Source organism: Xanthomonas sp. BRIP62415 (assembly GCF_003993515.1).
GTDB classification, from domain to species: domain Bacteria; phylum Pseudomonadota; class Gammaproteobacteria; order Xanthomonadales; family Xanthomonadaceae; genus Xanthomonas; species Xanthomonas euroxanthea.
In genome coordinates this window covers 59,254-83,012 of record NZ_QEZH01000012.1, presented here as the reverse complement: position 1 = coordinate 83,012, position 23,759 = coordinate 59,254, and the positions used below count along the sequence as shown (strand labels likewise).

The 23,759-nt window shown below is 65.8% G+C and carries 14 protein-coding genes; 5 read left to right on the top strand and 9 right to left on the bottom strand.

Annotation, left to right across the window (positions count from 1 at the left end):
• The first annotated feature begins 61 nt into the window (after positions 1–61).
• The 3 genes from betT to betA all read left to right on the top strand — a co-directional run bounded on the left by betT (position 62) and on the right by betA (position 5,397).
• Complete coding sequence (gene betT / locus EO141_RS02830; protein ID WP_127168496.1) at positions 62–2,041, top strand: choline BCCT transporter BetT; 1,980 nt, start codon at positions 62–64, stop codon at positions 2,039–2,041.
• Positions 2,042–2,081: 40 nt separating this feature from the next.
• A complete protein-coding gene (gene betB, locus EO141_RS02825) occupies positions 2,082–3,554 on the top strand; it encodes a betaine-aldehyde dehydrogenase (RefSeq protein ID WP_127168495.1) in 1,473 nt (490 codons plus the stop codon).
• Between the two features lie 172 nt (positions 3,555–3,726).
• Positions 3,727–5,397, top strand: a complete 1,671-nt coding sequence (gene betA / locus EO141_RS02820; protein ID WP_127168494.1) for a choline dehydrogenase — start codon at positions 3,727–3,729, stop codon at positions 5,395–5,397.
• A gap of 653 nt (positions 5,398–6,050) precedes the next feature.
• Here betA and EO141_RS02810 read toward each other — a convergent pair.
• Positions 6,051–8,930, bottom strand: coding sequence for a TonB-dependent receptor (locus EO141_RS02810; protein ID WP_127168493.1), 2,880 nt, complete (start codon positions 8,928–8,930; stop codon positions 6,051–6,053).
• Positions 8,931–9,195: 265 nt separating this feature from the next.
• Here EO141_RS02810 and EO141_RS02805 point away from each other — a divergent pair, with 265 nt between their 5' ends.
• Both EO141_RS02805 and EO141_RS02795 read left to right on the top strand, forming a co-directional pair.
• Positions 9,196–11,169, top strand: a complete 1,974-nt coding sequence (locus tag EO141_RS02805; protein WP_206514774.1) for a transglycosylase SLT domain-containing protein — start codon at positions 9,196–9,198, stop codon at positions 11,167–11,169.
• A gap of 944 nt (positions 11,170–12,113) precedes the next feature.
• Positions 12,114–13,346, top strand: a complete 1,233-nt coding sequence (locus tag EO141_RS02795) for a multifunctional CCA addition/repair protein (protein ID WP_127168531.1) — start codon at positions 12,114–12,116, stop codon at positions 13,344–13,346.
• 182 nt (positions 13,347–13,528) lie between these two features.
• On the opposite strand, the gene EO141_RS02790 is transcribed toward EO141_RS02795, so the two are convergent.
• From EO141_RS02790 to EO141_RS02755, 8 genes are all read right to left on the bottom strand, one after another.
• Positions 13,529–16,060: a TonB-dependent receptor gene (locus tag EO141_RS02790; RefSeq protein ID WP_127168530.1), complete on the bottom strand. Its 2,532-nt coding sequence runs from the start codon at positions 16,058–16,060 to the stop codon at positions 13,529–13,531.
• Between the two features lie 415 nt (positions 16,061–16,475).
• Entirely contained in the window at positions 16,476–16,766 is a 291-nt protein-coding gene (locus EO141_RS02785; protein ID WP_127168491.1) for a hypothetical protein, read from the bottom strand.
• 49 nt (positions 16,767–16,815) lie between these two features.
• Complete coding sequence (locus EO141_RS02780) at positions 16,816–18,186, bottom strand: S41 family peptidase (RefSeq protein WP_206514773.1); 1,371 nt, start codon at positions 18,184–18,186, stop codon at positions 16,816–16,818.
• Positions 18,187–18,406: 220 nt separating this feature from the next.
• Positions 18,407–19,561, bottom strand: coding sequence for an N-acetylglucosamine-6-phosphate deacetylase (nagA, locus tag EO141_RS02775; protein ID WP_119129599.1), 1,155 nt, complete (start codon positions 19,559–19,561; stop codon positions 18,407–18,409).
• A gap of 2 nt (positions 19,562–19,563) precedes the next feature.
• Positions 19,564–20,592 (bottom strand): SIS domain-containing protein, encoded by a 1,029-nt coding sequence (locus EO141_RS02770; protein ID WP_119129598.1) that lies wholly within the window; start codon positions 20,590–20,592, stop codon positions 19,564–19,566.
• A 5-nt stretch (positions 20,593–20,597) separates the two neighbouring features.
• Positions 20,598–21,665, bottom strand: a complete 1,068-nt coding sequence (locus tag EO141_RS02765) for a LacI family DNA-binding transcriptional regulator (RefSeq protein ID WP_104583816.1) — start codon at positions 21,663–21,665, stop codon at positions 20,598–20,600.
• Positions 21,666–21,705: 40 nt separating this feature from the next.
• Positions 21,706–22,983, bottom strand: a complete 1,278-nt coding sequence (locus tag EO141_RS02760; protein ID WP_127168490.1) for a sugar MFS transporter — start codon at positions 22,981–22,983, stop codon at positions 21,706–21,708.
• 46 nt (positions 22,984–23,029) lie between these two features.
• Positions 23,030–23,752 carry a GntR family transcriptional regulator gene (locus tag EO141_RS02755; protein WP_164739039.1) on the bottom strand — a complete coding sequence of 241 codons (723 nt, stop codon included), beginning with the start codon at positions 23,750–23,752 and terminating at the stop codon, positions 23,030–23,032.
• Positions 23,753–23,759: the final 7 nt, after the last annotated feature.

Below are 23,759 nucleotides of genomic sequence, written 5' to 3'. Positions count from 1 at the left end.
AACGCAGGCGGTTTTTCGTTGGGAACACAGCACGTGATACGCATCTTATGAGTGTGTCGGCATGAGTGCGGTAGCGCCGCAGCCCTTGCCGGTGCGCACCCTGCGCCCGGTGTTCGTGCTGGCGGCAACCGTGGTCTGCACATTTGCGTTGCTGGTGTCGTTGTTTCCGCTGGATGCAGGCCGTGTGCTGCTGGACGCGCAGACCTGGGCCTCGCGCAATGTCGGCTGGTACTACCTGCTGGCGATGACGGTGTATCTGGTGTTCGTGCTCGGCGTGGCCTTGTCCAGCTACGGCAACATCAAGCTCGGCGCCGATCACGACGAGCCGGAATTCAGCTATCTCTCCTGGGCCGGCATGCTGTTCGCTGCGGGCATCAGCATCACGCTGTTCTTCTTCTGCGTCTCCGAACCGCTCACCCATTACCTGCAACCGCCGCAAGGCGGCACCGGTAGCGGTGAAGCCTCGGCGCGGCAGGCGATGCAGTTGCTGTTCCTGCACTGGGGCCTGCACGGCTGGGGCGTGTTCGCACTGGCAGCGATGGCGCTGGCGTATTTCGCGTTCCGGCACAATTTGCCACTGGCCTTGCGTTCGGCGCTGTATCCGCTGATCGGCAAGCGCATCAACGGGCCGATCGGCTACACCGTGGATGCACTGGGCATCGTGGCCACCGTGTTCGGCCTGGGCGCAGACATGGGCTTTGGCGTGCTGCATCTCAACGCCGGCCTGAGCACCTTGATGGAGGTGCCGCACGCCCATTGGGTGCAGGTGGCGCTGATCGTGGCGATGATGGGTGCGGCGATCGTGGTGGCGGTGTCCGGCGTGGAAAAAGGCGTGCGCTGGATGTCTGACATCAACATGCTGCTGGCGATCGCGCTGCTGCTGTTCATGCTGTTCGCCGGCCCCACGCAGTACCTGCTCAACGCACTGATGCAGAATCTGGGCGACTACCTTGGCAGTGTGGTCAACAAGAGTTTCGATGTGTACGCCTACGGCGGCCGCAGCGACTGGCTCGGCAACTGGACGGTGTTCTACTGGGCATGGTGGATCGGCTGGGCGCCGTTCGTGGGCCTGTTCATCGCACGCATTTCGCGCGGCCGCACCATTCGCGAGTTCGTGCTCGGCGTGCTGCTGATCCCGCTCGGCTTCACCCTGGCGTGGCTGTCGATCTTCGGCAACAGCGCGCTGGACCAGGTGCTGCATCACGGCCAGGGTGCGCTGGCGCAACAGGCCATCGCTGCACCGGAGACGGTGTTGTACACGCTGCTGCAGGGCTACCCGTGGAGCCGCACGGTGATTACGGTGACGGTGGCGATCAGCTTCGTGTTCTTCGTGACCTCTGCCGATTCGGGCACGGTGGTGTTGTCCACGCTGTCCTCCCACGGCGGCGAACCGCACGACGATGGCCCGCGCTGGCTGCGCGTGTTCTGGGGCGTGCTCACCGCGGTGGTGACCGGCGGCCTGTTGCTGGCCGGCAGCATGGACGCGCTGAAATCGGCCGTGGTGCTGGCCTCGCTGCCGTTCTCCGCGGTGCTGCTGCTGATGGCCTGGGGCCTGTCGCGCGCGCTCAGCCAGGAATCGCAGCGCAAGCGTGCGCAGCTCTACAGCCCCAGCCCGCTGATAGGGCAATCGCGGCACCACCGCGGCTGGCGTCAGCGCCTGGGCCAGGCGATGCACTTCCCGGCGCGCGATGAGGTCTATCGTTTCATGCACGACCAGGTGCGCCCGGCGATCGAAGCGGTCACCGCGCAGCTGCAGGAAGAAGGCTGGCAGGTCAGCAGCCGGCTGGACGACGACGACATGGAGATCAGCGTCGACCACGGCGAGCAGCAGGGCTTCCGCTACCAGGTGGTGATGCGCGGCTACCTGACACCGTCATTTGCCGCGCAGCGCCTGCGCAACCAACGCTATTACCGCGCCGAAGTGTATCTGTACGAAGGCAGCCAGGATTACGACCTGGTCGGTTACAGCCGCGAACAGATCATCAACGACATCATCGATCAATACGAGCGTCACCTGCAGTTCCTGCATCTCACGCGCTGAGGTGCCGCCGCTGCCGCGTGCGCCCCACAGGAGGTTTGCCATGCCACGTTTCCCCGACCAGTTGCTGTATATCGGCGGCCGCTATGTTCCCGCCCGCGGCGGCCACACCTTCGAGGTGGTCAATCCCGCCACCGGCGAGGTGCTGGCCAATGTGCACAATGCCGGCGCCGACGACCTGGATGCTGCGGTCGACAGCGCCAAGGCCGGCCAGCAGCAATGGGCGGTACTGACCACGGTGGAACGCTCGCGCATCCTGCTGCGTGCAGTGGCGCTGCTGCGCGAGCGCAACGACGCGCTGGCCGAACTGGAAACGCTCAACACCGGCAAGCCGCTGAGCGAGACCCGCAGCGTGGACATCGTCACCGGCGCGGACGTGCTGGAGTACTACGCCGGCGTGGCGCAGGCGCTGCAAGGCGCACAGGTGCCGTTGCGCGAAGGCAGCTTCTTCTACACGCGGCACGAGCCGCTGGGCGTGGTCGGCGCGATCGGCGCATGGAATTACCCGATCCAGATCGCACTGTGGAAAGCCGCGCCCGCGCTGGCGGCCGGCAATGCGATGATCTTCAAACCCAGCGAGGTGACCCCGCTCACCGCGCTCAAGCTGGCCGAACTGTTCACCGAGGCCGGCCTGCCCGATGGCGTGTTCAACGTGCTGCCCGGCGACGGCGCCAGCGTGGGCACCGCGCTTACCGAACACCCACAGATCGAAAAGATCAGCTTCACCGGCGGCACCGCGACCGGACGCAAGGTGATGGCCAGTGCCTCGAGTTCGTCGCTGAAGGACGTGACCATGGAACTGGGCGGCAAGTCGCCGTTGATCGTCTGCGCCGACGCGGACCTGGATCTGGCCGCCGACATCGCGATGATGGCCAACTTCTACAGCTCCGGGCAGGTGTGCACCAACGGCACGCGCGTGTTCGTGCCGCGCGCGCTGCGCACCGCCTTCGAGGCGCGGCTGCTGGCACGCGTGCAACGCATCCACATCGGCGACCCGCTGGACGAACGCACCACCTTCGGCCCGATGGTCAGCGCCGCGCACATGCAGCGGGTGCTCGACTACATCGAACAGGGCAAGGCCGAGGGCGCACGCCTGCTGTGCGGTGGCGAACGTCTGCGCGACGGCGCATTGGCACAGGGCTGCTATGTCGCACCGACCATCTTCAGCGATTGCACCGACGTGATGACCATCGTGCGCGAGGAGATCTTCGGGCCGGTACTGAGCCTGCTCACCTACGACGACGAGGACGAAGCGATCGCCCGCGCCAATGCCACCACCTACGGCCTGGCCGCGGGCGTGGTGACGCCGGATCTGGCGCGCGCGCATCGCCTGATCCATCGCCTGCAAGCGGGCATCTGCTGGATCAACACCTGGGGCGAATCGCCGGCACCGATGCCGGTGGGCGGCTACAAGCAATCCGGCGTGGGCCGCGAAAACGGCCTGGCGACGCTGCAGGCCTATACCCGCACCAAATCCATCCAGGTCGAACTGGAACGCTACGCGTCGGTGTTCTGACGGGCCGACACCACCAGGCAGGCAGCCGCCGGCGGCACCGCGCCATGCGCCAGCCGCAACCTGCGGACCGCGCTGCCGGCTTGAACGCTGCCGTTTCGAACAGCGGCCGCCGGTCCACCGCGCAATCGTTTTGAAAGCCGCTTCACACCGGCACCGCAACAAGGAGAACCCCATGCAACGCGAATACGACTACATCATCATCGGCGCCGGCTCGGCAGGCAACGTGCTGGCTGCGCGCCTGACCGAGGATCCGGGCGTCAGCGTGTTGCTGCTGGAAGCGGGCGGGCCGGATTACCGGCTGGACTTCCGCACCCAGATGCCGGCGGCGTTGGCCTTTCCGTTGCAGGGCCGCCGCTACAACTGGGCCTACGAGACCGAGCCGGAGCCGCATATGGACAACCGGCGCATGGAATGCGGGCGCGGCAAGGGGCTGGGCGGCTCATCGTTGATCAACGGCATGTGCTACATCCGCGGCAACGCGCTGGACTTCGACCACTGGGCCAGGCGCCCGGGCCTGGAGGACTGGAGCTACCGCGATGTGCTGCCGTACTTCCGCAAGGCCGAAACACGCGACATCGGCGCCAACGCGTATCACGGCGGCGAAGGCCCGGTCAGCGTGGCCACGCCGAAGAACGACAACAACGTGCTGTTCCACGCCATGGTCGATGCCGGCGTGCAGGCCGGCTACCCGCGCACCGACGATCTCAATGGCTATCAGCAGGAAGGCTTCGGGCCGATGGACCGCACGGTGACGCCACAGGGGCGCCGTGCCAGCACGGCGCGCGGCTATCTGGACATGGCGCGCCCGCGCGAGGGCCTGCACATCGTCACCCATGCCACCACCGACCGCATCCTGTTTGCCGGCAAGCGCGCAATCGGCGTGCACTACCTGGTCGGCAACAGCAGCGAAGGCATCGACGCACATGCGCGCCGCGAAGTGCTGGTGTGTGCCGGAGCAATTGCCTCGCCGCAGCTGCTGCAGCGCTCCGGCGTCGGCGCGCCCGACCTGCTGCGAGCACTCGATGTGCAACTGGTGCACGACCTGCCCGGCGTCGGCCAGAACCTGCAGGATCATCTGGAGGTCTACATCCAGTACGCCTGCACCAAGCCGGTGTCGCTGTATCCGGCATTGCAATGGTGGAACCAGCCGGCCATCGGTGCGCAGTGGTTGTTCGCCGGTACCGGCACCGGCGCCAGCAATCAATTCGAAGCCGGCGGTTTCATCCGCACGCGCGAGGAATTCGACTGGCCCAATATCCAGTACCACTTCCTCCCCGTCGCGATCAATTACAACGGCAGCAATGCGGTGAAGGAACACGGGTTCCAGGCGCATGTAGGCTCGATGCGCACCCCCAGCCGCGGGCGCGTGCATGCCAAGTCGCGCGACCCGCGCCAGCATCCGTCGATCCTGTTCAACTACCAATCCACCAATCAGGACTGGCAGGAATTCCGCGATGCGATCCGCATCACCCGCGAGATCATCGCCCAGCCCGCACTGGATGCCTACCGCGGCCGCGAAATCAGCCCGAGCGCAGACTGCAAGACCGATGCCGAGCTGGACGCCTTCGTGCGCGCGCGCGCAGAGACGGCGTATCACCCGTCCTGCTCCTGTGCGATGGGCAGCGATGACATGGCGGTGGTCGATGGACAGGGCCGCGTGCACGGTATGGAAGGCCTGCGCGTGATCGATGCATCGATCATGCCGCGCATCATCACCGGCAACCTCAATGCCACCACCATCATGATCGCCGAGAAGATCGCCGATCGCATGCGTGGCCGCACGCCACTGCCGCGCAGCACGGCCGACTACTACGTGGCCGGCGATGCGCCCGTGCGCGGGTGACGCTAGAAAACGCGGTGCGCCGCCCGGGTCGAGTGCGCGGTGCCCTCACCGCTCGCGGGACACGCCGTGAATCCATCCTTGGAGGCTCGGTTGCGGCATCCATGCCGCCACACGGTCCCGCAACCGGCAAGGACACCGCACCAGAAAGTTGGTCGGCGCTTGTTCGAAAAAGCTGTCTGTGGTGCGGTGTGCATCACGTGGAGCCGATGCTTCATGATCGAACGAGGCGCATCAGCAACGCTCCTACCCTGCACACCGACTATCTCGACTGGTCCTTGCCCGCCCACCGTCGCAGGACCTTACGCGGCATGGATGCCGCGTAAGAGCCTACAAGGACGTACTTGCGGCGTGTCCTGCGATGGTGGGCGGGCAAGGGCCTTGCAGCCAACTCACAGCGTCGAGGGTGCGGCGTGCATCACGTGGAGCCGATGTTTCATGATCGAACGAGGCGCATCAGCACCGCTCTTACCATGCACACCGACCGTCTCGACTGGTCCTTGCCCGCTCACCGTCGCGGGACCTTACGCGGCATGGATGCCGCGTAAGAGCCTACAAGGACGTACTTGCGGCGTGTCCTGCGATGGTGGGCGGGCAAGGGCCCTGCAGCAAATCCGCAGATCAGCCGCTCTCCGCTTTACGACTGCCCAGACAGACTAAAACTTCAAGTCGACCCGCGCATACCAGAAGCGCCCACCAGGGATGTCGTAAGTGGACGCGTCATAACCATTGAGAGAGCACGACAGGCACAGCGGCGGATCCTTGTCGAAGACGTTGTTCAAGCCGGCCGTGAGTTGCAGGCCTTTGAGCCAATCGACGCGATAACCCAGCTGTGCATCGTGATAGGTGATCGCATCCAGGCGATTGATGCCCACTGCAGGATCGGAACACACCGCAAATTCCACCGCATCGCCGCATTGCTCGGTGAGCTTGGAAATGTGGCGCGCGGTCCATGATGCAGTCCAGCGGCCCAGCGACCAGTCCAGCACCGCGTTGCTGGTCCATTCCGGGATTGCGCTGTCCACCACTTCGATGCCTGGCCCCTGCGGCTGCCGTTGCCCCGCCGCACCGAGCGCCTCGTAACGGCCCACGAAGGTGTTCTGCCAGGACACCTTGAAACGGCCAAACGCCGTTTCCGGCAATGTCCAGAACAAATCCACATCCCAACCGTCGGTCTTGATCGAGCCCAGGTTGGTCAAGCGATTGTTGAACGCATTGATGCCGCCGGTGGACGCGCGCCCGATGCCATTGCAATACAGTGCGTCCAGGGTATCCACGCACAGGTCCAGCTGCGTTTGCGCATTGATCGCCTGGATCGCGCCATCGACATGGTGCCGATAGAACGTCATCTCCAGATCGAGGCGATCGGACCAGCTGGCATTGCTGGCAAAGCCCGGGCTGAACACGAAGCCGGCGCTGAAGCTGCGCGAGCGCTCCGGATCCAGTTGCTCGTTGCCGCCGGTGGTGACCGAGATCTGCTGGTTGGCCTGTTGATAGCCGGCCGGTACGCCGAGCGATGCGCAGTTGGCGGCGCTGCCGCGCGGCGCGGTGCCGCCCAACCCGATCGAGCATGGATCGGACAACTGCAGATCGGCGCGCGCGGCCGAACCGAACAACTCGCCGATGGTCGGCGCACGGAAGCCCTCCGCGTAACTGGTGCGCAACACCAACTCATCGGTGACCTGCCAACGCAAGCCATACTTTGGCGTGAACTCACCGCCGAAGGTGGAGTAATCCGAATAACGGCCGGCGATGTTCAAGTCGAGTTTGTCGCCCAGCGACGAATTGGCGAAGATTGGAATATTGAGTTCGAGATAGGCCTCGTTGACGTCGTAGCTGCCCGAGGTCGGCAATGACGGTACACCGTTGTAGCGCCCCGCCACGGTGAGCGGATCGGGTTGGTAGGACCCTTCGTACTTGCGGTACTCGTAGCCGGTGGCGAACGACACCGCGCCGCCGGGCAGCTGGAACAACTCGCTGCTGAGGTTGGCGGTGAACAGGCTCAACTCGTTCTGGCTGCGGTCGCGCACCACCGGCTGGATCCAGCGCAACATCTCCGGCGTGATGCTGCCGGCGCCGCCGAAGATATCCAGCGGCACGCAGCCAGCCACCGCCGCACACGCGGCCGGATCGCCCAGGCCCAGATTGATGTTGTAGAGGTTGTAGCTGCCGTAGTTGGTCTGTTCGGCCTTGTTCTTGCTGTACATGCCGTTGACGTCCCAGTACCACGTCCGCGCCGCGCCTTCGAAGGTGCCCACCAGGCCGGTGCCGAAATACTGCGTGTCGACCTGCTGCTCGAACCGGCGCGCGCCGCCCTCCACCGGGCGGCGGCCGATCTGGATCAGGTTGGTGGCCGAGTTCAACGCGAAGCCGAATGGATTGAAGGGATTGAGCGCGGAAATCACGATGTTGTCGGCCAGCGGATTGCCGGTGCCGGCATCGGGGCCGAGAAAGATCGGCTCGGGCGCGGCCTGGTTGGTCGACTCGCGCCGGTTGCCCAGCGCCTTGACGTACCACTGCACGTCGTCGTTGAAGTAATAGCGAAATTGCGCGAACACGCCCTTGCGCTCGGACGGCGTCAGCAACAGATTCTGTTCGGCGAAGTTGTAGCGGTCAGCGGTGCCGAAACAGTGGTAATCGTCGCTGCGCGTACAGCCGGCACTGCCATCGTATTGCGGCGCACCGACGCCGGCGTTGGGCGTGAGGTTCTGGCGCACGCCGGTGTTGGGGTCGACGAACTGGAAGCGGCCATCCGGCGTCGCCGAACTGGCGAAGGTCAGCCCGGTGCCCGGAATCGGGAAGCGGGCCTGCGCACGATCGCGCGCGTAGATCGGATCCTGCTTGACGTAGCTGGCCCCCAGAAACAGGCTGAAGTCCTCGCCGCTGGTACCCCAGGCCAGGTCCATGCCCTGGTTGGCGCCGTCGCCCTTGCCGTATTGCCCGTAGTTGAGCGTGACCTGCGCACCGTCGAAGCTGCGCCGGGTGATGATGTTGACCACGCCGGCAATCGCGTCCGAGCCGTATAGCGACGAGGCGCCGTCCTCGAGCACCTCGATGCGCTCCACGATCGCCAACGGAATGGTGTTGAGATCGGTCGACGAGCCCACGCCCGAGGCCGAGGATTCGTTGACCCAGCGGATGCCATCGACCAGGACCAGCACGCGCTTGGAACCGAGGTGGCGCAGGTCCACCTGCGCCGAGCCGGCGCCCACACCACCGCCATCGGGCGGGAAGCCGAAGTTGCCGGACGAATTGAATTTGGCGTTGAGCGCCGACCCCGAGGCGGTGAGTTCCTGCAGCACCTCGCCGATCGAGGTCAGGCCGGTGCGTTCGATGTCGGCGCGGTTGAGCGTCTGGATCGGCACCTGGCCCTGCAACTCTGCGGTCCGGATGCGCGTGCCGGTGACCTGCACGCTGTCGAGCGTGCGCGTGCTCGGGGCGGCCTCGGGCTGTTGCGCCCAGGCGAGTGTAGGAACCAGACACAAGGACAACGGCACGGCCAGGCATGACCGACGGGGGCCAATCAGACGCTTCATCCTCTCTCTCTCCAGAAGGATTCTTGAGTGTCCGCACGCCCCCGTGCCCTGCGGTCCGCCCCCACTTTTAAACGAAACCTTAACGCCCCGCAAGCCAGCCGTGACGCAGTGGGAAGTGGTCCGCAGTGCTCCGCGGCGGCAGGCCACGGTGCACACGCGCGGTACGCACCGGCATCGCACGCCCATCGCTGCCGGCAGCGACGGGCGGCACCGGTCTGCTGCGCATTCACTCAGGCGCGCCGGCGTGCTTCGGTATCATCGCGCAATGACCTATACCCCCCGTCTTGCCACTGTTTTCGTCGGCTTGCTGTGCCTTGGCAGTACTGCGCTGCATGCCCAGAGCCTGGACCCGCAATTGACCGCCATGCGCGATGCCATCGCGGCTGCAGAGCGCGGCCAGTCCGATGCCGGTCAGCTGGCCGCATTGAACCGCCACCCGCTCTATGGCTGGCTGGAATTTGCCACGCTCAAGCGCAACATCGACAACGTCTCCACGGCACAGGCGCAGGGATTCCTGCAGCGTTATGCAGGCCAGCCGGTGGCCGAGAGCTTCCGTGGCACCTGGTTGCCGGCGGTGGCACGCCGCCAGGACTGGAACACGCTGCTGGCCAACTGGAAGCCCACCGACAACCTGGGCCTGCGCTGCGCGCAGCTGACCGCGCGCCAGGCGACCGGCAAGCTGGATGCACAGTGGAGCCGCGACGCGTTGACCCTGTGGCGCACCGGCAAGGGCCTGCCCGATGCCTGCGATCCGGTGGTTGCCGGGCTGGAAGCGCGGGGCGAACTCACCCCGGCGCTGCGCTGGGAGCGCGTGGAGGCGGCGGCCGATGCACAGCAGCCTGCGGTGATGCGCACGGCCGCGCGCGGCTTGCCGGCGGCCGATCTGGCATTGGCTAACGATTACGCCGCGTTTCTGGACAAGGTGCACCCGCGTGCACTCGGTTGGCCAAAGACCGAGCGCAGCCGTCGCATCGCCGTCGACGGCCTGGCCAAACTGGCCAAGAGCGATCCGGACGCGGCCGAGCAGCAGTTGCCACAGCTGGCGACCGCGCTTGGCTTCAGCGAGGCGCAGCGCGGCCAGGTGCTGTACCAGATCGCGCTGTGGACGGTGGCGTCCTACCTGCCGGATTCGGCACGGCGCCTCAATGCAGTCCCCGATGCCTCATACGACGAGCGCCTGCACGAATGGCGCGCGCGCGAAGCGATGTCGCGTGGCGACTGGCCGGCGGCCCTGGCGGCGATCCGCAAGATGCCGGCGACCCAGCGCAGCGATTCGCGCTGGCAGTACTTCGAAGCGCGCCTGGCCGAGAAGACCGGCGCGGCCGCAGCCGCACAGCCGCTGTATCGCGCAGCCGCGCAATCGCCGACCTTCCACGGCTTCCTGGCCGCCGACCGTCTGCAGCAGCCCTATCGGCTGTGTCCGTGGGAGCCCAAGGACAATCCGCAAACAAAGGCCGCCGTTGCACGCGATCCGGCGTTGATCCGCGCCATCGCCCTGTTCCAGATCGACCGGCCGGGTTGGGCGGTGGCCGAGTGGAACGATGCCGCGAGCCGCTTCGACGACACCCAGCGCCGGCTGGCGGTGCAGGTAGCCAGCGAAAACGGCTGGTTCGACCGCGCGGTGTTCGCGCTCGGCAAGCAGCCGGACGAACAGCGCCTGTATGCGTTGCGCTTTCCGCTGCATCACGACGACAGCATTCGCCGCGAAGCGGCCAAGAACGCGATCGACCCGGCCTGGGTGGCAGCAGAGATCCGTGCCGAGAGCATCTTCAATCCACGCGCGCGTTCGCCTGCCAACGCGATGGGCCTGATGCAGGTCTTGCCGGGCACCGGCGCGGCGGTGGCAAAGGGCATCGCCCTGCCCGGCTACGCGGGCGCCACCAGCCTGTACGAGCCGGACACCAACATCGCCATCGGCACCGCCTATCTGCGCCAGTTGCTCAATACCTACGGCCGGCCCTACCTCACCATCGCCGCCTACAACGCCGGCCCGGGGCCGACCGGCCGCTGGCAATCGCAACGCCCCAACTTCGAGCCGGATTTCTGGATCGAGACCATCAGCTACAAGGAAACCCGCGAGTACGTCGCACGCGTGCTGGCTTTCAGCGTGATCTACGACTGGCAACTCAACGGCGACATGCTGCCGCTGAGTGATCGCCTGATGGGCAAACTGGTGGACAAGCGCCTGAAGCCCGTGTGCACGCCAGGCCAGGCGACCACCAACGCGGCGCAGGACTAAGCTTCAAGTCAGCCGCCAGGCACCACCGCCGGATGAGGTGGTCGCGCTTGCGCGGTTGCGGGTGGTTGTCGCTCGGCCACGGGTGAGAGGGCTGGGTGGGCGCGCCGTTACCGAACAACGCGTCCCAGGCAGCGCTTGCCCCATGCACACCGACCATCTCGACTGGTCCCTGTCCGCCTACCGTCGCGGGACCTTGAGCGGCATGGATGCCGCGTAAGAGCCTACATGGACGTACTTGCGGCGTATCCCGCGATGGTGGGCAGGCAAGGGCCCTGCAGGAAACTCGCAGCGCCGAGGGCGCGGCGCCCTCGCCGCTCGCGGGACACGCCGTGAACCCATCCCTGGGGCTCGGTGGCGGCACCCATGCCGCCACACCGTCCCGCAACCGGCGAGGACACCGCACCCGGAAGTTGGTCGGTTGTCGGATCAAAATGCCTAGCACTACGTCTGCCTTGGGAACGTATCAAAAGTTCAGGTCGAAAGCTTAGGTCGTCGAGGACACCGCACCAGAAAAATGGCCGGCAGTCGGGTCAAGGTCACTTGTCACGCGACGTGCATCAGACAGCCGGACGTTGGGACTTCGGCTGATAAATCATTCTGCAAAATACACACTCGCTACCCTTGACCACGCACACCGACCATCTCGACAGGTCCTTGCCCGCCCACCGTCGCGGGACCTTGAGCGGCATGGATGCCGCGCCAGAGCCTACATGGACGTACTTGCGGCGTGTCCCGCGATGGTGGGCGGGCGAGGGCCCTGCAGCCAAGCCGCAGATCCGCCGCTCTCAGCGCTACGACTGAATGACCCGCATTGACCAATCGGGACCAGCTGCCGAGATTTGCATGTTGGCGTCACCTGGCATTCCAAAAACGCTGCGCGGAAATCCCACAGCAATTGATGCATGGTGTTTCGACCCGCGCACCGCATCGGGCATCATGTCGCGATGAAGATCTATCTCGTTGGCGGCGCAGTCCGCGATGCCCTGCTTGGCCAGCCCGCTGGCGACCGCGACTGGGTCGTGGTGGGTGCCGATCAGGCGCAGATGGAACGCCTGGGTTTCAAACCGGTGGGGAAAGATTTCCCGGTATTCCTGCATCCGCGTAGCGGCGAGGAATATGCGTTGGCGCGTACCGAGCGCAAGTCCGGGCGCGGCTATCGCGGCTTTGTGGTGGATGCCGATCCATCGGTGACGCTGGAAGAAGACCTGCTGCGCCGTGATTTCACAATCAACGCGATTGCACGCGACGAAGACACCGGCGAGTTGTTCGACCCATATGGCGGCGCGCGCGATCTGCAAGCGCGCGTGCTGCGGCACGTGGGGCCGGCCTTTGTCGAAGATCCCGTGCGTGTGTTGCGCGCTGCCCGCTTCATGGCGCGGCTGGCGCCGCTCGGTTTCACTCTTGCGCCCGAAACTGCCGCATTGATGCGCGAGATGGCCGCCAGCGGCGAGCTGGACAGCCTGGTGCCCGAACGCGTGTGGCAGGAATTACGCCGCGTGCTGGAGAGTGCGCAGCCGTCGGCCTTCCTGCGCACGCTGCACGACACCGATGCGTTGCGCGTCATCCTGCCCGAGATCGATGCGCTGTATGGCGTGCCACAACGTGCCGAGTTTCATCCGGAGGTGGATACCGGCATTCACCAGGAAATGGTCAGCGACATGGCCGCGCGACTGGCGCCCGGCGATGCGCTGGTGGGCTTTGCCGCACTGACCCACGACCTGGGCAAGGCGCTCACACCGCCGGAGGAATGGCCGCGCCACATCATGCACGAACAGCGCGGTGTCGCCCCGCTGCAGGCAGTGTGCGAGCGCCTCAAGGTGCCGCAGGATTATCGCCAGCTCGCCATCACCGCCTGCCGCGAACATCTGAACGTGCACCGCCTGGCCGAGCTGCGCGACCGCACCGTGCACGAGCTGCTGGTGCGCTGCGATGCCTTCCGCCGCCCCGAGCGTGTCGCACAACTCGCGCTGGTCTGCGAAGCCGACAAGCGTGGCCGGCGGGGCAGCGAAGAGGCCGCGTATCCACAGCGCGACCAACTCAAACGCCTGCATGCTGCTGCGCTGGCCATCAATGCGCGCGACCTGGCCGCAGAAGGCCTGCAAGGCCCGCAAATCGGCGAGGCGTTGGCGAAGGCACGGATTGCGGCGATTGCAGCGGCGCGCAAGACCAGCGCATAGCCAAGGCGTCGCGCATACCGTCGTAGCAACGCAACAAAAATGCGAGAGCGCCAGGCAGGGCGTGGCTGCACCGCTCCGGGCTGGCGACCACCCAACCCGGTCGACGTCAGGGATGCGGGGCACACGTAGGGTGTTCGCCATTCAACCAGGCGGCTGCAGAACAGCAGCCGCCTGGCCATGCGTCACAGCTTGAAGTTCAGACTCAGCATGAAGGAGCGGCCGTTCTTGTAGATATAGTACGGCTGGTTCTTGTTGCCGATGTAGCTGAAGTAGGTTTCGTCCAGCAGATTGGTGGCTTCCAGTGCCACGCGCAGCCGCTCGGTGGCCTGGTAGCCGAACGATGCATCGACCTGGGTGAACGCATCGGTCATCTGCTGCCCGTTGAGGCGACCGATCTGGGTGAAATATTCCGAGCGCCAGCCCAGGTTCACCCGTGCGCTCCATTTGCCCTGCTCGTAGTACGGGCTGATGTTGTAGGCGTTGCGCGAGTTGTACGGCAGGCTGTAATCGCCATCGGTTTTCGAATCGGAATAGGTGTAGTTGGCAACCACGCCGAACCCGTTGCCGAAGTTGTGCTGCAGGTTGAGCGCCACGCCCTGCACCTTGGCATCGCCGGCGTTGGTCGGCACGGAGGTCTGGTAGGTGCTTGAGCCGCCGGTGGCGTTGTTGAAGAACACCCGGTCTTCCACCGTGGTGAGGATGTAGTTGGAGATATCGCGCGAGAAGAACTCGCCGCTGAGCAGGCTGCTGTCGGAGAAATACCACTCCAGCGATGCGCCCAGGTTGGTGGACTCATACGGACTCAGGCCGGGATTGCCCGTGGACGCGGTAAGCGTGGTGTCGTCGGTGGCCACGTACGGGGTCATGTTGGTGTAGCGCGGCCGCGCGATCACCTTGGAGGCAGCCAGGCGCAGCATCAGGTCATCGCGCAGGTCGTAGGCGATGTTGAACGACGGCAGCCACTTGCCGTAGCTGTTGAGGAAGTTGACCGGCGTGTAGCCGCCACCGGGCGCGTAGCTGAAACCATCGGTGGAATCACGCGTGTGCACGTACCGCACGCCGATGTTGCCGCGATAGCGCTCGCCGGAAAAATTGCCCTGCAGGAACCAGGCGCGGTTCTGCTCCTCGATGCTGTAGTTGCCGGCATAGCTGATCGGCAGGCCGGCATCGCCTTCCAGGCCACCGATGTAGCGACCGATCGCACCGCGGCCGATGGTGGACCAGCGTTGCATGTCGGCGCTGGTGGACAGGCCGTCCAGGTAGCCGGACGGCGTGGTGCCTGGCGAAAAATCTGCGAGCGTGCTGCCGTCGTTCGGTGTCCAGGTACGGCTGTAGGACGACTGCCCGGTGGCGTGATTGGTGAGCTTGATGCCGGTCAGGATCTGCGTGAACGGCCCCCACTCCACCGCATGGTCGAAATCCAGCTGAAGGTAGCGCTCCTTGTCGTACTGCGGGCTGTGGCTGGCCGAGGCATTGTTGAGTTGCATCGCCGCCGCGTTGGTGGGGTCGGTGCTGTAGTCCATCGCAGTGCGGCGCCCGTCGATGTCGTAGCTGTAACCGGCGAGATTACGGAACTGGATGCCGTAGATGCGCTCGGCGCCGCCTTGCGAACTGGTATACCCCACCTGGCTGGACGCATTCCAGCCGTCGCCATGCCAGTCCGCGCGCAGATGGATGCTGCCGGTGCTGACATCGCTGTTGCGCAGGTAGCCATCCAGGAATGTGGTGGACTGATCGCCGAAGGTGCCCGAGGTCGCCACGCCGTTCTCGAAGCCCAGCGCCTGCGCATCGCCAGGGTTGGAGCCCCAGTACCCGTAGCGGCTCTGGTTGTAGTTGTCGAAACTTTCCTTGACGTACAGGCCGGTCAGGTTGAGCTCGAAATCGGCATCCGGCTTCCACTGCAATGCAGCGCTGACACCATCGCGTTTGCGCGTCTGCTGAAACAAGGCGGTGTTGATCGAGGTCGGAAACACGCCGGTGTTATTGCCGACCACGGCCGGCGGAAACGCAGCGCCGGCGACATCGTCGTAGCCGAAGATCTCCACGCCATCGCGACGCAGCACGCGCTGCGAATGCATCACCGAGGTGAGGACACCGAACGTTTCATCCTGGTTCTTCCAGCTGTACAGGGCCGAAGCGTTCGGCTTGCCTTCGTCGGACCGGTCGTTGTAACCGTAGCTCACCGTACCGGTCAGCGCATTGCGCTCGAGCTCCAGCGGCTTGCGCGTGTGCACGATCACGGTGCCGCCGATCGAACCCTCGTCGATGCGCGCCTCCGGTGTCTTGTAGACCTCCATCAGGCCGACCACTTCCGGCGCCAGCGTGCTGTAGTTGAACGAGCGGCTGTCCGGGTCGTTGGGGTCGCCGCCCCAGCTGGTGGAGGCAATGGTCTGGCCGTTGAGCAGCACACGGTTGAGCGCCGGATCGGTGCCGAGGATGCTGACCTTCTCGCCTTCGCCGAACTGCCGGTCCACGGTGATGCCGGAAAGGCGCGACAGCGACTCGGCGACGTTGGTATCGGGGAATTTGCCGATGTCTTCGGCGCTGATCGCATCGACGATCGCATCGGCGTTGCGCTTGACGTTGAGTGCCTTGCCGAGGCTGGCTTGATAGCCAACCACCTTGACCTCGTCCAGCGTGGACACCGATGGGTTGGTCTGCGCGGGCGGCTGTTGCTGGGCGGGCTCCGCCTCCTGCGCAAACGCGGGAAGCATGCCGGCACCGGCAAGGGCAGCGCCACCCAGCAGCAGGCGACGGACGGCAACGCTCAGTCGCGAGCGACATGGCGCACGCTCGGCAGCGTTGGCGGAATCACGGGACAACTCACACACACGGGCTTGCAGCATTGCGTGGACCTCTTGGCTGATGCGTCGGGTCGCAACCGTCCGGTTGCTTGAGAACGCGCAGAGCGCGCGCCACACCCGCGATCCGTCCCCCTGTACACCGGACGGCGAGCAGCGTCTTCCCGCAGGCCGGTGGCGGCGTGCGGGGCAAGGCGCCAGGCCGATGCGTGACCGGCCGGCAACGTCTTTCATGAAGTCGGAGCACGCTCCTGATCGCTGACAACGTTATCAGCGAAGGTGCCTTCCCCACGCGGCGCTGTCAACTCAACGACACAAATAGCCACTTTCATGCCTGAAACCGCGCCTTGAGTGCAGATATTGGAATGACAACGCAATCGTGAACGCATTCCTTCGCCTCGATGAATAGACCACTGCCGTTAGAGGACGGCCGCCATAGGCCGCGCAGCCAAATGCCGCAATGCAGCGTGTTTGCAGACATCGATGCGATGCGTGCAAGCGTTTGTTGTTCCGCAGGCAGTGTTCGCGCACTGCAGATCGCCTTGCGATCGCGGCACTCGGCGGCGAAGCAAGCCATTGCGCCCACGTCGGTTCCATACGGCTGAAAGCGCACCGACACCGGTCGATCGTCACATGTCTGGCGGATACGTCAGCCCTCGAACAGGCGATCACCTAGAACGGATGCAGGCCTGCGTCCGCAGCCACTGTGCAGCAGCATCGATCATATCCACCTGCGGGCCAAGCAGGACATCCGGCTGCAGCCGGCCGTCGGTGCGACGCCCGTTGCGATCCTGCGTGTGGCTACTGGCAATCGCAAGGACAGCGCCGCCAGGCAGGTCCACAGAGCGATTGCCGGTGGTCTGGCCGGCGCTTGGCTGACCGAAGCTGCGCGTATTTGCACGGCCGCGAAAGGAGATCGCGACCATCTCGCCCGCACTTGCGGTGCTGGGGCCGATCAAGATCGCGACCGGGCGATCTATTTGCAGCGAGGCAGTCGCGCGTGCCGAAGATCGTGCCCGCCAGGGCGATTGCTTGCCTGCCGCATCGACAAAGCTGCCGAGCACTGCATCACCCAGTAGCGGATGCAGCCCGTTGATCATTGGCCACATCGTGCCGCCGGTGTTGTTGCGTACATCGACGATCCAGCCACAGCTGGCCTGTGCGGCGGCTTGATCCAGCGCCGTTGCAAGCGATGTCCCGTAAGCATTGCTGACTTCCTTGGAGGACGTCATCAGGCCGGGGACCTCGAGATAGGCGATGCCGGATGGCAGCAGACGCGCCTGCATGGCGGGCCGCTCGCGCTGTGCAACGGCTTCCACGGCATGTCGCCTGGAAGGACGCATCAGGAAACTATGGCCGTCATCGAGCTGGGCGACCAATGCATCGATGGCGACATAGGCGTCCACTTCGCGCATGTGTGCGGCCTGCGCACGCAGCTGCGGCTCACGCGTGGTCCAATCGATACGGGCGCTGTGCAAGGCGTTCTCCCGGATCGCGGGGATGGCGACATCCAGGATCGCGCTGGCCGATGCCGCATCGGCCAGCGGCTCTGCAGTCAAACGCAGCTGGCTTACGTCCAGCGCTCCATCGCCTCGCAGCACAACACCGATCAATACCTTCTGCGCACCCATCGGTACCTGTAGCGCAATGGAGCGGCTTGCACGCGTCGTACCGACGACCGGGTCGGTTTGTGAGCTTTCGAACGCCAGGCGTTTGCCATGCGCATCGTCGGCGCGCATCCACAACGTAGCGCCCTGCGATGCGTTGGAGGTTGCCAATACACCGGACAACAGCAACGACTGGCCGCGCAAGGAAACCGCGTCCAACGCTGCGGAGGCAGCCCCGAACGGCGCAGTGCGCGCGGCAACTGCGGTCAGACGCAATTGCGCCCCTTCACCGGACTGCACGTCGCCTTGCACGGCAGTCAGTTGGTAATCAGCGCCACCGGCAGCCGCGTACCAGTGTGGAATCGCTGCCATCGCATGCACGCTGCACAACAGGCTCAGCAGCAGCCACCATCGCGTCCATGCGTAGTTCATCCTTCACCCGTCGCAAGCTGAGGTCGGACGCAACTCTAGCAGTCATCTGAATGCGCTGCATGCCGTACGCGAGCTGCGACATCCAACCCGCCGGACGTGGCGACGAGGGGCACTGCAGCCGCAGATCGCGCGCAACAACCGCGGTGGTTGAACAACACATGCGGCGTCGCGCAGTCATCAAGCCCGCTTGACGCGGGCGTCTGCGGCCCGGCCGATATGCTTACGCGCCCTGCCCGGCCACCCAGGTGCCGAGCACCTGCACATCGGCATCCACCAGCACCAGGTCGGCCTGATAGCCCGGTGCGATGCGCCCCAGCCGGTCGCCCAGGCCGATGCATTGCGCAGGATAGGTCGATGCCATGCGTGCGGCTTCGGCCAGGTCCACGCCCAGCCACTGCACGCTGTTGCGCACCGCGGTGGCCATGTCCAGCGCCGAGCCGGCTAGTGCGCCGTCGGCATTGCGCACCACGCCGTCCACCGCGGTGATGGTTTCGCCGTACAGGTCGAAGCTGGGGCTGTCGGCACCGACCATCGGCATGGCGTCGGTGACCAGCAACAGCTTGCCGCGCGGCTTGGCGGCCAGCGCCAGGCGCAGGCTGGCCGGATGCACGTGCACGCCGTCGACGATGATGCCGCACCACACAGCGGGGTCTTCCAGTGCGGCGCCCACCGCGCTGGGCTCGCGCCCGGTCAGTTGCGACATCGCGTTGTACAGATGGGTGAACCCGCTGACGCCGGCGGCAATGCCAGCGTGCGCCTGCTCGTACGTCGCTGCCGTGTGGCCGGCGAACACGATCGCGCCACCGGCGACAAAGGCGCGGATGTCGTCCAGCGGCACGCGCTCGGGCGCGAGCGTGATCAGGGTGACGCCGTTGTCCAGCGAGGTATCGACGGCAATCTCGTGCGCGTCGGGCAGGCGGAACTTGTGCGCATCGTGGGTGCCCTTGCGCGCCGGGCTCAGGTACGGGCCTTCCAGATGGATGCCGAGCACGCCGGGCACGCCTTGCGCGATGGCCTGGCGCGTGGCGTCGATCGCCTCGGCCATGACCTCGGCGGTGTCGCTGATCAGCGTCGGCAGCATGCCGGTGGTGCCGTAGCGACGATGGGCTGCGGCGATGGTGGCCAGGGCCTGCGGGTCGCGCGCGTTGTTGAACAACACGCCGCCACCGCCATTGACCTGGATGTCGATAAACCCGGGCAGCAAGGTGCCGCCACCCAGATCCACGCGCGTGTGCGCCTGCGCAACACGCGCATCGTCGGCCGCCACGATCGCCAGGATCTGCGTGCCAGCCAGCAATACGGCCAGTCCATCCTGCAGGCCGTCGTCGGTGAGCACGCGTGCATTGCATAACGCCTGAATCGGGGAAGCATCCATGTTCAAACGGTTTCCGTGACCTTGTTCAAATGCGGCGGCAGATCGGGATTATGGCCGCGCTGCAGCGCCAGCGCGTTGATCGCGCGGTAGAAGCTCTGCACGGTCAGCAGCGGTGCGCTGGCCGGATGCACGGCGTCGACGAGCGGCAGATCGCCATCGGGCGCGGCCAGCCACACCTGTGCGCCGCGTGCGCGGAACTCTTCGGCCAGCGCGCGCGTGCCCGCGCCGGTTTCATCCGGCTGCGCAAATACCAGCACCGGGAAGCCCGGCCCCACCAGCGCCATCGGGCCATGCTTGACCTCGGCCGAGCTATACGCTTCGGCATGCAGGCCGCAGGTTTCCTTGAACTTCAGCGCCGCTTCCTGCGCCGCGCCCAGGCCCAGGCCACGCCCGAGCACGAACAGGTTGTGCGCAGGCACCAGGCCGGCGGTGAGTGCGGACCAGTCGGCCTGCCAGGCGCTGCGCAACTGCTGCGGCAATGCATCCACCGCCGCGAGCAGGGCCGGGTCGTTCTTCCACACCGCGCCCAGGTGCAGCACGGCGGCCAGCGAGGCGAGATAACTCTTGGTGGCGGCGACACTTTTTTCCGGGCCGGCGCCGAGCGGAATCACCACCTCGGCCAGTTGCGCCAGCGGCGAATCCTCCACATTGACCAGGGCGACCACGCGCGCGCCGGCCGCCTTGGCGGCCTCGGCATTGCGCAACAGGTCCGGGCTTTTGCCCGACTGCGAAATCACGATGTACAGCGCGCCGCGCAACTGCAGCGGCGCTGCATAGACCGAGCCCACCGACGGCGATGCAGAGGCCGTCACGATGCCGAGCTGGGTTTCGAACAGATACTTGGCGTAGGTTGCGGCGTGATCGGAACTGCCGCGCGCGCAGGTCACCACGAACGGCGGCGGCGTATCGCGCAGCGACTGCGCGAGTGCAGCAACGGTGTCGGCATTACGGGCGAACTGTGCGGCGACCACGTCGGCAGTCTGCGCCGCCTCGCGGAACATCAAGGTCTCGGTTTCGGTGGGAAGGCTCATCAGGCTCAGGCGGATTCGGGGGGAAAGGATTTGGCGGCCGGCGTCTGCGCCGGTGCGGTGGAACCGCGCACCACCAGCTGCGGCACGAAGCCGCGGTTCTGCAGTTGCGCGGGCTGGTCGTCGTAGGCATCGCTGCGCAACTGGCTGATCAACAGGCGTGCGGCATGCCGCGCGATGTCGTCGGTGGCCTGCTTGGCGGTGGTCAGCGCCGGCCAGGACTGGCGCGAGAACGGGCTGTCCTCGAAGCCGGCGATCGACAATTGGTACGGCACGTTCATGCCGGTGGACTTGGCCGCGGCCAGCACGCCGGCGGCGATTTCGTCGTTGCTGCCGAAGATGGCGGTCGGCGGCTCGCGCAGCGACAGCAGGCGGCGCGCGCCACGGAAGCCGTCGTCGAAGGTGTAATCGCCGGGAATCACCAGGTGCTTGTCCAGGGTGATGCCGTAGTCCTTCAACGCGGCTTCGTAGCCCGCATAGCGCTCGCCACTGGAGCGGTGCTGCGGGCCGCCCCACAAAAAGCCGATGCGCTGATGGCCCAGCTGCACCAGATGCTCGGTGATCTCGTAGGCGGCAGCACGGTCGTCGATATACACGCAGGGACCATCGCCCGGATCGTCGGTGGCGGCGATGATGCGCACGCTCTTGATGCCGCGCGCGGCCAGGCCGGCCATCAGCTCGGGGCGTTCGGACATCGGTGCGGTCAGCACCACGCCGGCCAGCCGCGAGCGCTGCACCCATTCGGCCAGCTCCTCGGCCAGCAATGGCGAGGTGGAATCGCAGGGATGGATCTGCAGGCCGAAGCCGGTCTCGCGGCAGGCGGCCAGCACGCCATTCTGGATGCCGATGATGTGGTACGGGTTGGGGTTGTCGTAGACCAGGCCGATCACGAACGGCGTGCCGCTGCGCAGGTTGCGCGCGGACGGATCGGGTTCGTAGTCCAGATCGGCAATGGCGCGCAGCACGCGCGCGCGCGTGGCCTGCATCACCGAAGGTTCGTTGTTGATCACGCGCGACACGGTCTTCAACGAGACCTTGGCGCGCTCGGCGACATCTTTGATGGTGGGCCTGCGCATGGGTGTACCTTGTTCGTCGGAACGCATCATGCCGCCCGGTTCACTTGGCCTGGGCCGGCAGGCCCACACGGTAACCGCGCAGCGAATAGAACAGGATGTACAGATAGCACGGCACCATCAGCGCAGCGAACACGACCTGGAAGTCGTAGTGCTGTTTGAGAATGGCAAACAGCTGCGGAATGATCGCGCCGCCGGCAATGCCCATGACCAGCAGTGCCGAGCCGATCTCGGTGAAGCGGCCAAGCCCGCGAATGGCCAGCGGAAAGATTGCCGGCCACATCATCGCGTTGGCGAAACCAAGCGCGGCCACGAAGCCCACCGACACATAGCCGTGGGTCAGCAGCGCACCCAGCGAGAACAGCACGCCCAGCACCGCCGACACGCTCAGGTAGCGCGCCTGCGAGATCACCCGCGGGATCAATACCAGGCCGGCGAGATAGCCCAGCAGCATCGCGCCCAGCGTGTAGGAGGTGAAGATCTTGGTGCTGTCCAGCGGCAGATCGAAACCGTGGCCGTAGGTGCCGATCGCATCGCCGGCCATCACTTCCACGCCCACATAGACGAACAGGCACAGCACGCCCAGCCACAGATGCGGGAACTGGAAGATGCTGGACTTCTGCACGCCGGCCGCGCTGCCGGGCGTGGCATTGGCTTCGGAGGCCCGCAGCTCCGGCAGTGGCGAGAACAGCACGCCGATCGCCAGCAACAGCAGCACGCCGGACATCACCAGATACGGTGCGTGGATCTTGGCGGCGAAGGCGGTGAGCAGTTGTTCCTTGGTGCCGGCATCGGCGCTGGCCACCTGCGCGGACAGATCGCCGATGCCGTGCAGCACCAGTGTGCCGATCAGGATCGGCGCCAGGATGCCGGCGATCTTGTTGCAGATACCCATCAGCGCGATCCGCCGCGCCGCGCTTTCGATCGGCCCGAGGATGCTGATGTACGGATTGATCGCCGTCTGCAGCAGCGCCAGGCCGCTGCCGATAACGAACAGGCCGCCCAATGCGCCCGGATACCAGCGCTGGGTGGCGAACTGGCCAAAGCCGGCCGCGCCCACCGCCATCACCACCAGGCTCAGCGCCAGCCCCTTCTTCATGCCGGTGCGCTTGAGGATCCACGACGCCGGCAGCGCCAGGAAGAAGTACGACAGGTAGAACACCATCAGCACCAGGAAGGCATTGACCTCGTTGAGGTCGAACGCCAGCCGCACGAAGGTGATCAGCGGCCCGTTGATCCAGGTGAAGAAGCCGATGATGAAGAACAGCACGCCGACGATGGCGATCGAGACAACGGGATTTGCGGGCCTGGCGGTAGTCATGGATCGGCGGGCTCTTGAGTTGTCGGTTGGGGGGCGCCGCGCTGGATCAGCGACGCAGTTCGGCGACGAAATCGTAGAAATCGTTGTGGCAATAGGTGTCGGTCAATTCGATCGCACTGCCGTCGCGCGCATAGCCCACGCGCACCACATGCAGGATCGCCTCGCCGGTCTTCATGCGCAGGTGCTCGGCCAGCCGCGCAGGCAGATTGATCGCGCGGAAATACTGCAGGGCGCGCACCACCGGGGTGCCCTGCGCATCCAGGTAGCTGTAGAGCGAATCGCCGATCTGCTGCGGGTCGGCGACGATGCGTTGCGGCAGCACCGCGTGCTCGTAGGCCATGACGCGCTCGTCGGCGCTGCGCAGGCGGGTGAGCGAGGCCACCGCCGCGTCCGGCGACAGCCCCAGGCGCAGGATCTCTTCGCCATGCGCCGGGCGCAGCCGCCGCTCCAGCCAGCGGGTGCCGGGCTCGTAGCCCTTGATGCGCAGCGTCTCGCTGAAACTGGTCAGGCCGCTGAGCTGATGCTGGATCTGCGTGGTGACGAAGGTGCCGGCGCCCTGCCGACGCGAGACCAGGCCCTGTTCGACCAGCACGTCCACGGCCTGGCGCAGGGTCACCCGCGAGATCTGCAACCGCTCGCACAGCTGGCGCTCGGCCGGCAGCGCTTCGCCGGCCTTCCACTGCGCGCCGCGGATCTGCTCGTCCAGCTTGCTCGCCAGTTGCAGATACAGCGGCGTCGGCGCGGAGGCATCCAGCGTCAGCGCGTCCATCCGGGGG